At 73.8% G+C, this 14081-nt stretch carries 14 protein-coding genes; 11 read left to right on the plus strand and 3 right to left on the minus strand.

What is annotated here, in order from left to right:
- Positions 1 to 119: 119 nt before the first annotated feature.
- The 4 genes from AC3X7R_RS08580 to AC3X7R_RS08595 all read left to right on the plus strand — a co-directional run bounded on the left by AC3X7R_RS08580 (position 120) and on the right by AC3X7R_RS08595 (position 5100).
- Positions 120 to 887: an enoyl-CoA hydratase-related protein gene (locus AC3X7R_RS08580; protein ID WP_489965194.1), complete on the plus strand. Its 768-nt coding sequence runs from the start codon at positions 120 to 122 to the stop codon at positions 885 to 887.
- A 39-nt stretch (positions 888 to 926) separates the two neighbouring features.
- Positions 927 to 1460, plus strand: a complete 534-nt coding sequence (locus tag AC3X7R_RS08585) for a SigE family RNA polymerase sigma factor (RefSeq protein WP_489965195.1) — start codon at positions 927 to 929, stop codon at positions 1458 to 1460.
- Positions 1457 to 2779 (plus strand): hypothetical protein, encoded by a 1323-nt coding sequence (locus tag AC3X7R_RS08590; RefSeq protein WP_489965196.1) that lies wholly within the window; start codon positions 1457 to 1459, stop codon positions 2777 to 2779. Before AC3X7R_RS08585 ends, AC3X7R_RS08590 begins: the two co-directional genes overlap by 4 nt.
- A gap of 80 nt (positions 2780 to 2859) precedes the next feature.
- Entirely contained in the window at positions 2860 to 5100 is a 2241-nt protein-coding gene (locus tag AC3X7R_RS08595; protein WP_489965198.1) for a HelD family protein, read from the plus strand.
- On the opposite strand, the gene AC3X7R_RS08600 is transcribed toward AC3X7R_RS08595, so the two are convergent.
- Complete coding sequence (locus tag AC3X7R_RS08600) at positions 5084 to 5623, minus strand: GrpB family protein (protein WP_489965199.1); 540 nt, start codon at positions 5621 to 5623, stop codon at positions 5084 to 5086. The two genes, AC3X7R_RS08595 and AC3X7R_RS08600, sit on opposite strands and share 17 nt — an antisense overlap.
- Positions 5624 to 5682: 59 nt before the next feature.
- Between AC3X7R_RS08600 and AC3X7R_RS08605 the strand changes: the two genes are divergently transcribed.
- The 7 genes from AC3X7R_RS08605 (at position 5683) to AC3X7R_RS08635 (ending at position 10795) form a co-directional block, all read left to right on the plus strand.
- Entirely contained in the window at positions 5683 to 7188 is a 1506-nt protein-coding gene (locus AC3X7R_RS08605; RefSeq protein ID WP_489965200.1) for a molybdopterin-dependent oxidoreductase, read from the plus strand.
- A gap of 107 nt (positions 7189 to 7295) precedes the next feature.
- Complete coding sequence (locus AC3X7R_RS08610) at positions 7296 to 7973, plus strand: fasciclin domain-containing protein (protein ID WP_489965201.1); 678 nt, start codon at positions 7296 to 7298, stop codon at positions 7971 to 7973.
- Positions 7974 to 8005: 32 nt separating this feature from the next.
- Positions 8006 to 8596 (plus strand): ECF RNA polymerase sigma factor SigK, encoded by a 591-nt coding sequence (sigK, locus tag AC3X7R_RS08615; protein ID WP_489965202.1) that lies wholly within the window; start codon positions 8006 to 8008, stop codon positions 8594 to 8596.
- A complete protein-coding gene (locus AC3X7R_RS08620; protein ID WP_489965203.1) occupies positions 8593 to 9294 on the plus strand; it encodes an anti-sigma factor in 702 nt (233 codons plus the stop codon). The genes sigK and AC3X7R_RS08620 overlap by 4 nt, the downstream gene beginning before the upstream one ends.
- A gap of 5 nt (positions 9295 to 9299) precedes the next feature.
- Positions 9300 to 9845 carry a protein-L-isoaspartate O-methyltransferase family protein gene (locus AC3X7R_RS08625; RefSeq protein ID WP_489965204.1) on the plus strand — a complete coding sequence of 182 codons (546 nt, stop codon included), beginning with the start codon at positions 9300 to 9302 and terminating at the stop codon, positions 9843 to 9845.
- A gap of 102 nt (positions 9846 to 9947) precedes the next feature.
- The gene (locus tag AC3X7R_RS08630; RefSeq protein ID WP_489965205.1) at positions 9948 to 10502 is read left to right on the plus strand and encodes a sigma-70 family RNA polymerase sigma factor; all 555 of its coding nucleotides are present in this window, start codon (positions 9948 to 9950) and stop codon (positions 10500 to 10502) included.
- Complete coding sequence (locus AC3X7R_RS08635; protein ID WP_489965206.1) at positions 10499 to 10795, plus strand: zf-HC2 domain-containing protein; 297 nt, start codon at positions 10499 to 10501, stop codon at positions 10793 to 10795. Before AC3X7R_RS08630 ends, AC3X7R_RS08635 begins: the two co-directional genes overlap by 4 nt.
- 102 nt (positions 10796 to 10897) lie before the next feature.
- On the opposite strand, the gene AC3X7R_RS08640 is transcribed toward AC3X7R_RS08635, so the two are convergent.
- Positions 10898 to 12067 (minus strand): acyl-CoA dehydrogenase family protein, encoded by a 1170-nt coding sequence (locus AC3X7R_RS08640; RefSeq protein ID WP_489965207.1) that lies wholly within the window; start codon positions 12065 to 12067, stop codon positions 10898 to 10900.
- Positions 12064 to 14076, minus strand: a complete 2013-nt coding sequence (locus AC3X7R_RS08645; RefSeq protein ID WP_489965208.1) for an acetyl/propionyl/methylcrotonyl-CoA carboxylase subunit alpha — start codon at positions 14074 to 14076, stop codon at positions 12064 to 12066. Before AC3X7R_RS08645 ends, AC3X7R_RS08640 begins: the two co-directional genes overlap by 4 nt.
- Positions 14077 to 14081 lie beyond the last annotated feature (5 nt).

Genomic DNA, 14081 nt, shown 5'->3' on the forward strand with positions numbered 1-14081 from the left:
GCAGCTACTCCCCCTCGGCGGCGTTTCCGACGCACCCGCTTGACGTGACCCGCGATGGTAACGCGCCCGCGCCACCACCCGGAAAGCGCGGGGCGGAGCCGCCACGGCAGACTGTGCGCATGTCCTCGAGCCCCGCCACCGACGCCCCGTTCGTCACCGCCGCGACTGCCGACGGCGTGGCCACGATCACCCTCGACTCCCCGCACAACCGCAACGCGCTCTCCCGCAGGCTGGTGACCGAGCTCCACGACCACCTGGAGGCCGCGGCGGCCGACGACGCCGTCCGGGTCGTCCTCATCCAGTCCTCCGGCAAGGTCTTCTGCTCCGGTGCCGACCTCTCCGAGGCGGCCACCACCAGCATGGAGGAGGGGACCCGCCGGATCATCGCCCTGCAGCGGCTCGTCGCGACCATGCCCAAGGTGGTCGTCACCAAGAACCTGGGCGCCGTCCGCGCCGGCGGCATCGGCCTCGTGGCCGCCGCCGACATCGCGGTCTCCGCCGAGGAGGCGACCTTCGCCCTCACCGAGGTGAAGCTGGGCCTGGCGCCGGCCATCATCAGCCTGACCGTCTTCCACCGGATGAGCCCGCGGGCCGCCGCACTGACCGCGCTGGGCGGCGAGGTCTTCACCGGCGCCCAGGCGGCGGAGTTCGGTCTGGTGACCCAGGCGGTGCCGGCCGCGGAGCTCGACGCGGTCGTGGCGCGCCTCTGCGCCGACGTCGCCACCGGCGCCAACCAGGGCATCCGGGAGACCAAGGGGATCCTCAACGCCGACCTGGTCGCCCGGATCGATGCCCAGGCGGACGACATGTCCGCCCTGAGCACCCGCCTCTTCGGCTCCGACGAGGCGCGCGAGGCGATGACCGCCTTCCTGAGCCGCAAGAAGTAGCAGGCAACCCTTCCCCCCTCCCACCCGGTAGTAGGGGGCATGACTGTCCTGTCTGCCCACGCGACCCGGGAGGGGCCGGTGCCCGAGCCCGTCGACTTCGACGACTTCGTCGCGGCCCGGTCCCCCCACCTGCTGCGGACCGCCTACCTGCTGACCCGCGACCACGCCCTGGCCGAGGACCTGCTCCAGACGGCTCTTACCAAGGCGTGGTTCGCGTGGCGGCGGATCGACGGGCACCCCGAGCCCTACGTCCGGCGCATCCTGGTCACCACCTACTCCTCCTGGTGGCGCCGGCGGTGGAACGACGAGCGACCCACCGGCGAGCTGCCCGAGAGCGGCACCCCGGACACCACCGGAGCCTCCGACGACACCCACGACCTGTGGAGCGCGATGGGCCGGCTCCCCCGCCGGATGCGGGCCGTCGTGGTGCTGCGCTACTTCGAGGACCTCTCCGTCGAGGAGACGGCGGCGCTGCTCCAGTGCTCGGCCGGGACGGTCAAGAGTCAGACCAGCAAGGCGCTCGCCAAGCTGCGGATCGACCCTGCCCTGGACCTGAACGGAGACCCGGCATGAACACTCTCGACGAGCTGCGCACCTCGCTGCGCACCCACGCCCACGACCTCGACCACAGCTCCCCGCTCGACGCGGGCACCCGGACGGCACAGCTGCGCGGCCGGGTCCGGACCGTCCGCCGTCGGCGCGCCGCGGGCGCTGCGGCGGCCGTGTTCGCGGCGGTCGCCCTCGCCGCCGGAGTGCCGGCCCTGGTGACCGACGACCCGCGCCCCGGCCCGGCCGCCGTCCCCGACGAGGAGCTCGCCGGGCACCCGGTGCCGGAGACCATCGAGGCCGCGGGCTGGACCTACCAGTACGCCGGCTCCGTCACGGGCACCGACCAGGTGGAGCTCGACCTGGAAGGCTTGGGCCACCCGATCGTGATCGCCTGGGCCAACGAGGCGGCCCCACCGCCGGGTGAGCTGGAGGCCTGGAAGGTCGCGGAGCCCGACGGGGACGTCTACCAGCCGACGGCGGCGGACTTCTCGCAGTACTGGCGGGCGGACGCGGGCGAGGAAGGGACCTTCGAGTTCCACGGACCGGGCGTGAACGCGCTGGCCTTCTACGAGCTCTCCGACGAGCGTCCGCCCGGCGTGACCGTGGAGGGTCTCACCTTCCGCGACCGGGTCGCCGGTGACCGGTTGATCGTCGCCGACGCGGTGCGGGGGCAGGAGTCGCTGCGGCTCCCCGTGGAGGTGCCCGACGGCGCTCTGCGGTTCGGTGCGGTCTGCTCAGGCACCGAGGAGTCCGTCCAGTACGAGCTCCTGCTCGAGGGTGAGCCCATGGTCTCCGGCGGCAGCTGCACCGACGAGGTCACCTTCGACCCCGGCACCGTCACGTTGGCCACCCTGACCGACGGGGTGGAGACCGAGGCCGGCCGGCTCGCGCCCGGCGAGATCGTGCAGGCGGAGGTGCGGCTCGTCGATGCCGACGGTCGCCCGGTGGAGGGATCCGACGCCCTGCTCGCCGCGGGGTTCTACGAGGTGGCCGAGCCGGCCAGCCTGCTGGAGCCTGCCGGGGTGCCGTTGCCCGAGCTGGTGGAGGTGGACGGGGTGACCTGGACGCTGGCACAGGCCAGCAGTGGCGACCTCGGAAGGCTCCGGACCCGGACCGGGACCGTCGACGAGCCGTCCATGGGATACGCGTTCGCCTCCGGGATTCCGAGGAGGTCCAAGGCCGTCGTCACCGTCGACGGTGAGATCCGAAGCACCATGCAAGGAGGCGGCGGCATGGGTCCCTTCTTCCTCCCCGCGGGCAGCCGGATCGACGTCCGGGTCGATGACCTCCCGGCGGGCGAGAACTCCACCCTGGGTACGGCGGTCTACACCCGGACGCCCTGACGCCCCGCGGGCGCGGGGTCGGTAGTCTTGACGACTTGCCGAAACCGCGTCCGCGGTCGCACAGGAGTGAGGAAGCCGAGTTGTCCGAAGAGCTGGTCGAGCGGGAGATCGCCACCGAGCAGGCGTTCGTCGACCGGGTGTACGTGCAGCTGGAGAAGTCCACCTCCGCCGCCCAGCAGCTGGCCAAGGAGGGCCACAGCCGGGCCCACCTCGGCCACGAGGGCGGACTCGTCGAGCGCGACGCCATGGTCTTCCAGGCCGCCCGGCGGATGGCTCAGCTCGACGCCGCCCACGAGGGGCTGGTCTTCGGCCGCCTCGACCTGCGCGACGAGCTCGACCCGGAGCCGCGCTACGTGGGCCGGATCGGCCTGCGCGACGAGCACCGCGACTCGCTCCTCATCGACTGGCGCGCCCCGGCCGCCGCCGTCTTCTACCAGGCCACGGCCGCCACCCCGCAGGGCGTCATCCGCCGCCGGGTGCTCCGCTCCGACCACCACACCGTCGTCGGCGTGGAGGACGAGCTGCTGGACGCCGAGGCGCTGGCGGAGTCCGGGCGCGACCTGCCCATCGTGGGCGAGGGGGCCCTGATGGCCCAGCTCTCCCGCGCCCGCGACCGCTCGATGCACTCGATCGTGGCCACCATCCAGGCCGAGCAGGACCGCGCGATCCGGGCCCCCGGCAAGGGCGTGGTGGCGATCTCCGGCGGCCCCGGCACCGGCAAGACCGTGGTCGCCCTGCACCGGGCCGCCTACCTGCTCTACTCCGACCGCCGCCGCTACGAGACCGGCGGGGTGCTGGTGGTGGGCCCCAGCGGCGTCTTCATGCGCTACATCGAGCGGGTGCTGCCCTCGCTCGGCGAGACCGCTGTGGCGCTGCGCTCGCTCGGCGAGGTGGTCGACGGGGTGCGCGCGACCCGGCACGACGTGCCGGAGGTCGCCGCGGTCAAGGGAGCGGCCCGGATGGCCGAGGTGCTGCGCCGCGCGGCGCGGCAGCAGGCCCCGGGCAGCCCTCGGGAGTTCCGGATCTTTTGGCGTGACGACACCCTCCACCTCGACGCCGCCGTCCTGCGGCGGGTGCGCGGCCAGCTGATGGGCCAGGGGCGCCGCAACCGGCAGCTCCCCCGGGTCGCCAGCGCCCTGCTCGACGCGATGTGGCGTCAGGTCCGCGGCGAGCGCGGCCGCGAGCGGGGACGCGAGCACTTCGACGACGACCTGCTCTCCACCCCCTCGTTCGTCGACTTCGCCGCCGCCTGGTGGCCGCCGCTGGAGGCCCGCGACGTGCTGGGCTGGCTGCGCGACCCGGCGTTCCTGGCGCGGGTCGCCGAGGGCGTGCTCAGCGCGGAGGACCAGAAGCTGCTGCTGAGGTCCTGGCAGGAGGCGGACCCCGAGGGCCGCGGGCTGCTGCCGACGCGCCCCGGCGCGTCCGAGCCGCTCAGCGTCGAGGACGTCGCGCTCCTCGACGAGCTCCGCTACCTGCTCGGCGACGTGCCCCAGCGCAGCGACGCCGACCACGACCTCGACGACACCCTCGCCTACCGCGACGGCGGCGTCGACCTGCAGGAGCTGACCACCGCCTCCGACCGCGAGTACGCGCCCCGCGGCCGCGCCTGGACGCCGCCGCTGCACCGGCTCGACGACGACCCCTTCGCCCACGTGCTGATCGACGAGGCCCAGGACCTGACCCCGATGCAGTGGCGGATGGTCGGCCGCCGGGGCCGGGCGGCGTCGTGGACGATCGTCGGCGACCCGGCGCAGTCCTCGTGGCCGGTGCGCGAGGAGGCGGACGCCGCCCGCACCGCCGCCCTGGAGGGCAAGCAGGTGCACGCCTTCCACCTGTCGAAGAACTACCGCAACTCCGCCGAGATCTACGACTACGCCGCGGCGTACGCCCGGCGGGCCGGTCTCGGCGCCGACCTGCCGGAGGCGGTCCGCGCCACCGGGGAGGCACCGGTGGAGCGCGAGGCCGGGCCCGACCTGCGCGAGGCCGTGCGGACGGCGGTCGGCGAGATCGCCGCGCGGGTCAGCGGCACGGTCGGCATCGTGGTGCCGGCCGCACGACGCTCGCTGGTCAACGAGTGGCTGGCCTCGTGGCCGGAGTTCGAAGCCGACGCCAAGGGGGCGCGCGCGGCCGTCGCCCCGTCGGTGCCGCCCTCGGGGGACGACCGGGTGGTGGTGCTGACCGGGCTGGACACCAAGGGCTTGGAGTTCGACGGGATCGTCGTGGTGCGCCCGCAGGAGATCGAGACCGAGTCGGCCACCGGGCGCGCGACGCTCTACGTGGTGCTGACCCGAGCCACCCAGCTGCTCACCGTCCTGCGTTGAGCAGCCAGACGGCCCGCCGCTCCTCCAGCGTCAGGTCGGACTCCTCGAGGACCTTCTGCAGCACCGTCGACTTGCCGGCCACGTAGGTCTCGACGTCCATCTCCGGCTGGGCGGCGAGCATCCGCTTGGTCGCGGCGTACTCGTCGCGCAGGTCGTCGCGGGCCCGGAGCACCTCGCGCACGGCGAGGTGGTTGCGCAGGGCGAGGGTGCCGGTCAGGCAGACGTAGACGTTGCGCCGGGGGTCCTGGTCGGGCGCGCTGAACGCCTCCCGCCCGGTGACCCCGAGGTCGCCGCGGTGGAGGTAGCCGATCGACTCCAGGGCGTCGATCGCCGCCTCCGCGTCCGGCCCGTCGACCACCACGTCGACGTCGAGGACCGGTTTGGCGGCCAGGCCCGGCACCGCGGTGGAGCCGACGTGCTCGACCCGGGCGGAGGGCACCTCGCGCAGCGCCTCGCGCAGCACGGCCGCGACCTCCTCGAACTGCACGGCCCAGGCGGGCGACCACGGCACGACCTCGATCATGGCGCCATCCTCCCCTCTCCCCCACCAATCCAGCGAGGCCTCGGCGCCGAACACCTGCCATGTCCCCGTCCAGCCGCGCCCGCTGCGCCCTCGCGGGGGTCCTCGCCGCGCTCACCGGCGCCGCCGCCGGTCACCTCGCCGCCGCCCTCACCGATCCCGCCACCTCGCCGGTGCTGGCGATCGGCTCCCAGGTCATCGACCTCACCCCGACCCCGGTCAAGGAGTGGGCGGTGGCCCGGTTCGGCACCGCTGACAAGCCGATCCTGATCGGCAGCGTCCTGGCCGGCACGCTGCTCCTGGCCGCGCTCGCCGGGGTGCTGGCCGGGCGCCGGCTCCGGTGGGGCGTCGCCGCCCTCGGCGTCCTCGCCGCGATGGCGGGCTGGGTCGCCGTGGCCCGCCCGGGGCAGGGGCCGCTCGCGGTCTTCCCCGCCGTGGTCACGGCCGCGGTGGGGATCCTGGTCCTGGTGCGGCTCACGCCCGCCCCGGCCGGAGCCACCTCGCCGGGCGGGGCGGGACGCCGGGCCTTCCTGGTCGCCGCCGGCGTCGCGGTGGCGCTGGCGGCCGGCGGGGAGTGGCTGGCCCGGGCGCGCACCCGGATCGCCGACGTGGTGCTGCCCGCCGCCGGCCGCCGCGCTCCCCCGCTGCCGGCCGGGCTGGAGGGAGAGATCCCCGGCCTCTCGCCGTTCCGCACCCCCACCCGCGACTTCTACCGGATCGACACCCGGCTCACCCTGCCGGTCGTCGACCTCGACGCCTGGCGGCTCACGATCGACGGCGACGTCGGGCAGCAGGTCGAGCTCTCCTTCGACGACCTGCTGGCGATGGAGCTGGTCGAGCGGGACATCACCATGACCTGCGTCAGCAACGAGGTGGGCGGCCGCTACGTCGGCGCCGCCAGGTGGCTGGGCGTACCGCTGCCGCGACTGCTGGCGAGGGCGGGGGTGCGCCGGCTCTCCGACACCGGGGCCGACCAGCTCCTCTCCACCGACGTGGACGGGTTCACCATCAGCACCCCGCTGGAGGTGGTGCTGGACGGCCGCGACCCGCTGGTCGCGGTGGGCATGAACGGCGAGCCCCTCCCCCGTGAGCACGGCTTCCCCGCTCGGCTGGTCACCCCCGGCCTCTACGGCTACGTCGGGTCCACCAAGTGGCTGACGCGGCTGACCCTCACCTCCTACGCCGACGACGAGGCCTACTGGACCGAGCGCGGCTGGGCCACCGACGGCCCGGTCAAGGTGTCCAGCCGGATCGACACCCCCCGGCCGCTGGCCGAGGTGCCCGCGGGGCAGACGGTCGTCGGCGGGGTCGCCTGGGCGCAGCGGCGCGGCATCGCCCGGGTCGAGCTCCGCGTCGACGGAGGCGCCTGGCAGGAGTGCGAGCTGGGACCCGACGCCGGGGTCGACTACTGGCGCCAGTGGTTCTTCCGGTGGGACGCCGCCCCCGGCTCCCACATGCTGGCGGTCCGCGCGACGACCGTCGACGGGGAGGTGCAGACCGCCGTGCGGGCCGCGCCCTTCCCGCAGGGGTCGAGCGGCGTCCAGGAGATCGCGGTGCGGGTCGGCTGAGCCGGCCGCGAACTTTCCCCGGATCCGACCAATCCGCCCCGCCGTCCGCCCCGAATCCCTCCCGACACCGACCGAGAAGGTCATCCCCCGACCAAAGGACGAGCATCATGCGCACCACCACCCGCTCCATGACCCGCACCGGCGGGCTGGCCGCACTGGCCCTCACCCTCTCCCTGGGCCTGGCGGCCTGCGGCGACTCCGACGACGACAGCGACAGCAACGCCAGCGACACCACCACCTCCGAGACCCCGATGGAGTCGGAGTCGGCGATGGAGTCCCCCAGCGAGTCGATGTCCGGCTCCGCCATGGACGAGGACGTCGCGTTCGGCGAGGCCTGCGCCTCGCTGCCGACCGAGGGCCCCGGCTCGGTCGTCGTGATGGCGGAGGAGCCCGTCGCCACGGCGGCCTCCGGCAACCCGCTGCTCAAGACGCTGGTCACCGCCGTCACCGAGGCCGGCCTGGTCGACACCCTCAACAACGCCGAGGAGCTGACGGTCTTCGCCCCGACCGACGACGCCTTCGCCGCGATCCCGAAGAAGCAGCTCAACGCCCTGCTCAAGGACAAGCAGGCGCTGACCCAGGTGCTCACCCACCACGTGGTCGAGGGCGAGCTCGACCCCGACGAGGTGGCCGGCGAGCACACCACCCTCAACGGCGACACCATCGAGGTCACCGGCGAGGGCGAGATGTGGCAGGTCGGCGACGAGATGGCCCAGGTGCTCTGCGGCAACGTCGAGACCGCCAACGCCAAGGTCTACGTCATCGACACCGTGCTGATGCCCTGAGCGGTCACCGGACCTGCGGTTACATGGATCCCATGAGTCACCTCTCGCCCGTCCCCTCCGGTCCGCCGGGGGGGACGGGTGTCGACCTCGCCGCCTGGCTGCACCGGGCCGCCCGCGGCGACGAGCAGGCCTTCGCCTCGGTCTACGACGCCACCGCGCCGCGCGTGCACGGACTGGTGCTCCGGGTGCTCCGCGACCCGGCGCAGTCGGAGGAGGTCACCCAGGAGATCTACCTCGAGGTGTGGCGCACCGCGTCCCGCTTCGACGCCTCCCGCGGCTCGGCCCTGGCCTGGCTGATGACGATGGCCCACCGCCGGGCGGTGGACCGGGTCCGGGCCGCCGAGGCCAGCACCCGGCGCGAGACCTCGTACCACGAGCAGAACCAGGAGGTGGCCCACGACGCCACCTCCGACGCGGCGACCGCCGCCCTGGACGCCCGCCGGGTCCGGCAGGCGATGGAGTCGCTCACCGACGTGCAGCGCGAGGCCGTCGGCCTGGCGTTCTTCGGTGGCTACACGCACACAGAAGTGGCCAAGCTGCTCGACCTGCCGGTCGGCACGGCCAAGACCCGCATCCGGGACGGACTGATCCGGCTGCGCGACCAGATGGGAGTGGCCTCATGAGCGACATCCACGCCCTCTCTGGTGCCTACGCGATCCACGCCGTCGACGAGCTCGAGCGGGCGCAGTTTGAGCGGCACCTCGAGGGGTGCCCCGAGTGCCGGGCGGAGGTGGACTCGTTCCGCGAGGCCGCCGCCCTGCTCGCCGGGCCGACCGCCGTCGCGCCGGCCACCGAGCTGCGGGACCGCGTGCTCACCGCGACCCGCACCGTGCGGCCCCTCCCCCCGGTCACCGGGCGCCCGGCCGCCGCCGCCCGCTCGCGCTGGATCCCCGCCCTGGTCGCCGCGGCCGCCGTGCTCGCCGTGGGCGTGGGGGTCACCGTCTGGCCCCAGGACGACGCCCCCGGCACGTCGGTGGCGCTGACCGCCAGCGAGCGGGTGCTCGCCGACAGCGAGGCCGACCGGGTCGAGGTGGAGGTCGGCGAGGCCCGCGCCACCCTGGTCCGCTCCCGCGAGCAGGGCCGGGCGGTGCTGGTCACCGAGGCCATGCCGCCGGCTCCCGAGGGCAAGGACTACGAGCTGTGGTTCCAGTCGCCCGAGGGTGAGATGGTCCCCGCCGGGCTGATGCCGCGGCGCAGCGACCAGACGGTGCTGCTGGAGGGCGACGCCACCGAGGCCACCGCGGTCGGGATCACCGTGGAGCCGGAGGGCGGGTCGAAGCAGCCGACCAGCGAGCCGATCGTCCTCTTCGAGCTGGGCTGAGCCGCATGGACGCGGTCGAGCAGGCCTTCGCGGCGTGGCCCCGGGAAGGGTTCCTGCCGCCCGAGGTGCGCGACCGGGCCGGGTACGACGGACCGCTGGTGATCGGCGCCGGGCAGACCAGCTCGCAGCCGCGGACGGTGGCCGACATGCTCCGCCTCCTCGGCGTCTCCCCCGGGCAGCACGTCCTCGACGTCGGCGCGGGCTCCGGCTGGACGACCGCGTTGCTGGCGCACCTGACCGGACCTGGCGGGCGGGTCCGCGGGCTCGAGGTGGTGGACGACCTGGTGGCCTTCGGCCGGGCCAACCTGGACCGCACCCAGCAGCCGTGGGCCACCATCGAGCCGGCTCGCCCCGGGGTGCTCGGCCTCCCCCACCACGCGCCGTACGACCGGGTGCTGGTCTCGGCGATGGCCGAGGAGCTGCCCGCCGCGTTGCGGGCGCAGCTGGCCGAGGACGGGGTGATGGTGGTGCCCGTGGCGGGCCGGATGCTGCGGGTCACGCCGGACGAGGTCACCGAGCACGGCCGCTACCGGTTCGTCCCGCTCGTGTAGGCCGCGCCGGTCTGGACCACCTCGCCGGCGTGCTCCCTGAAATCGGTGATCTGGGGGCCGCGAACCCCCACTCGCCCTTCCGCTTCTCCATGATGGGCGATCATGACGAGGACCCATCCCACCACCCCGTCGGTGGCCGACCTCTTCGGTCGGGTCGAGTACCTGCTGGCGCGCTGCGCCCAGCGCGACCCCAAGTCCCTGGTCCACCTCTACGACCTCACCGCCGCCCGGGTGCTCGGACTCGCCGCCCGCGTCGCAGGTCCCGGACCGGAGGCCGAGGGGGTCACCGTCGAGGTCTACCGCACCCTGTGGCAGGGGGAGCAGGAGATCCCGGAGCGGGCGAGCCTGCCGTGGCTGCTCCAGCTGGCGCACCGGCACGCGGTGGCGCGCTCCCGGACCCGCATCCCGCAGCAGCGCGGCGCCGGCGCCGTCCGTGCCTTCCCCCCGGACCGCGGCTGGCTGCCGGGGCTCGAGGAGGACGAGCGCGAGGCCCTCTCGGAGGTCTACCTGCGCGGTCACAGCGTCGAGGTCGCCGACCAGCGGCTCGGCTGGCCCCGCGGCACCACGGTGGCCACCCTGCACCGGGCCATGCTCCACCTGGCCGAGCTCCACAGCGGTGCGCTCCTCACCGGCGCCGACCGCGAGGTGCCGGCATGAGCATGGTCCACGACATGTCCGTCGCCTACGCCCTGGAGGGCCTTGAGGGGATCGAGCGGCTCCGCTTCGAGGGTCACCTGGCCCAGTGCGGCGAGTGCCAGGAGGACGTGGCCGACCTGCACGACGCCGCCGAGCTCCTCTCCGAGGGCATCGAGCTCACCCCACCGGCGGCCCTGCGCGAGCAGGTGGCCGCCCTCACCCAGCTCCCGGTCACGCCTGCCGCGGTGACCGAGGACGCCCCCGACGAGTCGCCGGCGCCTTCTCGGCGCCGCCGCTGGTTCGGCGGGGGTTAGGCGGGAGCGCCCGCCGGGGATCCACTGGTCCGGCCCCGGCCACGCCTCCTGCCCACGCAGACGGGCCCGCAGCCACCGGCTGCGGGCCCGTCGTCGTCGCGTTCAGTAGGACTTCGGCAAGCCCAGGGAGTGCATGGCCACGAAGTTGAGGATCATCTCCCGGCTCACCGGGGCGATCCGGCCCAGCCGCGCGGCGACCAGCATGTTGGCCAGCCCCAGCTCGGTGGTCAGGCCGGAGCCGCCGTGGGTGTGGACCGCGACGTCGGTGGAGTTGCACGCCACCTCGCCGGCGGCGTACTTGGCCATGTTGGCGTACTCGCCGGCCCCCATGTCGTCGCCCGCGTCGTAGAGCGCCGCCGCCTTCTGCTGGAGCAGCCTGGACTGCTCGAGCTCGATCTTGATCTTGGCCAGCGGGTGGGCGATGCCCTGGTGGCTGCCGATCGGCCGGTCGCGCCAGACCGCGCGGGTCTTCGCGTACTCGACCGCCTTGGCGAGGGCGAAGCGCGACATGCCGTTGGAGTAGGCCGCCCCCATGATCCGCTCGGGGTTGAGCCCGGCGAAGAGCTGGAGGAGGCCGGCGTCCTCGTCGCCCACCAGCGCGTCGGCGGGCAGCCGGACGTCGTCGAAGAAGAGGGTGAACTGCTTCTCCGGGGCGTCGAAGGTCATGTCGATGACCTGCTTCTCCAGGCCCGGGGCGTCGGTGGGCACCACGAAGAGGCACGGCTTGAGGTTGCCGGTCTTCGCGTCGGCCAGGCGACCCACCACCAGGATCCCCTGGGCCTCGTCGACACCGGAGATGTAGGTCTTCGACCCCTTCAGCACCCACTCGTCACCGTCGCGGGTCGCGGTGGTGGTGATGTTGTGGGAGTTGGAGCCGGCGTCGGCCTCGGTGATCGCGAAGGCCATCGTGTAGGAGCCGTCGGCGATGCCGGGCAGCCACCGCTGCTTCTGGTCCTCGGTGCCGAAGCGGCCGATCACCGAGCCGCAGATGGCCTGGGAGACGACCATCATCAGCATCGGGGCGCCCGCCGCGGCCGCCTCCTCGAGGACCGCCGCGAGGTCGCCGATCCCGCCGCCGCCACCGCCGTGCTCCTCGGAGATGTTGACGCCGAGGAAGCCGTGCTTGCCCATGTCCTGCCACAGCTCGGTGACCTTGCCACCGGTCTTCGCCTTCTCGGCGACGTAGCTGTGGCCGTACTTGCTGGCGAGCGAGAAGACCGCCTTGCGCAGCTCGCGGCGCTCCTCGGACTCGGTGAACGGGTTCTCACTCATGACTCTTCCCCCTCCGCGCCGTCGACGACGGCAAGCACGTCCCCGGCCCCGACCTGGGACCCGGTCTTCACGTTGATCTCCGAGACCACGCCGTCGGTCGGCGCGCTCACGGTGTGCTGCATCTTCATGGCCTCCATCACCAGGATGGTCTGGCCGGCGGTGACCTGCTGCCCGAGCTCGACGGAGACGCTCAGGACGCTGCCCGGCATCGGTGCCAGCAGCGAGCCGGTGGCGACCTGCTCCGAGGGGTCCACGAAACGCGGTACCCGGGTGAACCTCACGTAGCCCAGCGGCGAGTCGACGTGCACGACCGGGGCGGTGAGCGAGCTGCTGGTGTCGACGACCACGGCGTACGTCGTGGCGACGCCGTCGTGCTCCAGGGTCACGCTCGTCGAGGAGGCGGCCAGCACGGCGACGTCCCCGTGGGCGTCGCGGTAGCCGTCCCGACCGCCGAACCACTCGACCCGGACCGGGTCCTCGGCGCCGTCGAGGAGCAGCTCGGTGACCTGGGGCGCGGAGACCACGTTGCGCCAGGCGACCGGGATCCCCCGCTGGACCGTCCGCGCCTCGCGGGCCACCTCGGCCAGCGCCACCGTGGCGGCGAACGCCGACCGGGCCACGGCGGTCTCGTCGACCCCGGCGCCGCGGGTGGCGAGCTCCTGGGTCTCGAAGAAGTCGGTCGACACGTCGCCGGCCACGAAGACCGGGTGGCGCAGCACCTCGACCAGCAGGTCGCGGTTGGTGGTGAGGCCGTGCACCTTCGACTTCGCCAGCGCGCCGGAGAGCCGGCGCAGGGCCTGCTCGCGGGTGGGGGCGAAGGCGATCACCTTGGCGAGCATCGCGTCGTAGTGGGTGCCGACCTCGGACCCGGCAACGAAGCCGGTGTCGAGGCGGATCCCGCCGCGAGCGGAGTCGAGGTTCTCGAACTCGGCCTTGACGCCGGGCACCTCGAAGGAGGTCAGCGTGCCGGACTGGGGCTGCCAGTCGTTGGCCGGGTCCTCGGCGTAGAGGCGCACCTCGACGGCGTGGCCCTGGGGCTCGCCGGGCAGGTAGGGCGTGACCGGACGGCCCTCGGCCACCGCGATCTGGGCCTCGACCAGGTCGACCCCGAAGATCGCCTCGGTGACCGGGTGCTCCACCTGGAGGCGGGTGTTCATCTCCAGGAACCAGAAGCGGCTCGGGTCGTGGGCGTCGACCAGGAACTCGACCGTGCCGGCCCCGACGTAGTCGATGGCCGCGGCGGCGTTGCGGGCCGCCTCGTGGAGTGCGGCCCGGGTCTCGTCGGAGAGTCCGGGGGCCGGGGCCTCCTCGACGACCTTCTGGTGGCGGCGCTGGATCGAGCAGTCGCGCTCGCCGTAGACGGCCACGGTGCCGTGGGTGTCGCCGACGACCTGGACCTCGACGTGGCGGCCGTGCTCGACGTACGGCTCGACGAAGACGGTGCCGTCCCCGAACGCCGACGCCGCCTCGGCCGACGCCTTCTCGACCTCCGACGGGAGGTCGGCCAGCGACCGGACGATCCGCATGCCGCGGCCGCCGCCACCGGCTGACGCCTTCACCAGCAGCGGCAGGTGGTCTTGCGTGGCGCTCTCGCCGAGGTCGGCCAGCACCGGGACGCCGGCGGCCTCCATCAGCTTCTTCGACTCGATCTTGGAGCCCATCGAGACGATCGAGGACGGGTCCGGACCGATCCAGGCGAGCCCGGCGGCCGTCACCGCGGCGGCGAAGTCGGCGTTCTCGGAGAGGAAGCCGTAGCCGGGGTGGACCGCGTCGGCACCCGCCTTGCGGGCGGCCTCGATGACCAGGTCGGCGCGCAGGTAGGTCTCGGCGGGGGTGTTGCCGGGCAGCCGCACGGCGGCGTCGGCCTCGGCCACGAAGGGCAGCAGGGCGTCGGCATCGGAGTGGACGGCCACGGTCTCGATGCCCAGCCGGCGGGCGGTGGCGAAGACGCGACGGGCGATCTCGCCGCGGTTCGCGACGAGGATCCTGTTGATGGTGGTGTTGGTCATGGAGT

This window comes from Nocardioides sp. Z22_16, from assembly GCF_058134365.1.

Excerpts from the sequence above, each read along its gene's own strand:
- AC3X7R_RS08580 (WP_489965194.1), top strand. The coding sequence starts at position 120 with ATGTCCTCGAGCCCCGCCACCGACGCCCCGTTCGTCACCGCCGCGACT.
- AC3X7R_RS08605 (WP_489965200.1), top strand. The coding sequence starts at position 5,683 with ATGTCCCCGTCCAGCCGCGCCCGCTGCGCCCTCGCGGGGGTCCTCGCC.
- AC3X7R_RS08610 (WP_489965201.1), top strand. The coding sequence starts at position 7,296 with ATGCGCACCACCACCCGCTCCATGACCCGCACCGGCGGGCTGGCCGCA.
- AC3X7R_RS08585 (WP_489965195.1), top strand. The coding sequence starts at position 927 with ATGACTGTCCTGTCTGCCCACGCGACCCGGGAGGGGCCGGTGCCCGAG.
- AC3X7R_RS08635 (WP_489965206.1), top strand. The coding sequence starts at position 10,499 with ATGAGCATGGTCCACGACATGTCCGTCGCCTACGCCCTGGAGGGCCTT.
- AC3X7R_RS08645 (WP_489965208.1), bottom strand. The coding sequence starts at position 14,076 with ATGACCAACACCACCATCAACAGGATCCTCGTCGCGAACCGCGGCGAG.
- AC3X7R_RS08630 (WP_489965205.1), top strand. The coding sequence starts at position 9,948 with ATGACGAGGACCCATCCCACCACCCCGTCGGTGGCCGACCTCTTCGGT.
- AC3X7R_RS08640 (WP_489965207.1), bottom strand. The coding sequence starts at position 12,067 with ATGAGTGAGAACCCGTTCACCGAGTCCGAGGAGCGCCGCGAGCTGCGC.
- AC3X7R_RS08625 (WP_489965204.1), top strand. The coding sequence starts at position 9,300 with ATGGACGCGGTCGAGCAGGCCTTCGCGGCGTGGCCCCGGGAAGGGTTC.
- sigK (WP_489965202.1), top strand. The coding sequence starts at position 8,006 with ATGAGTCACCTCTCGCCCGTCCCCTCCGGTCCGCCGGGGGGGACGGGT.
- AC3X7R_RS08590 (WP_489965196.1), top strand. The coding sequence starts at position 1,457 with ATGAACACTCTCGACGAGCTGCGCACCTCGCTGCGCACCCACGCCCAC.
- AC3X7R_RS08620 (WP_489965203.1), top strand. The coding sequence starts at position 8,593 with ATGAGCGACATCCACGCCCTCTCTGGTGCCTACGCGATCCACGCCGTC.
- AC3X7R_RS08600 (WP_489965199.1), bottom strand. The coding sequence starts at position 5,623 with ATGATCGAGGTCGTGCCGTGGTCGCCCGCCTGGGCCGTGCAGTTCGAG.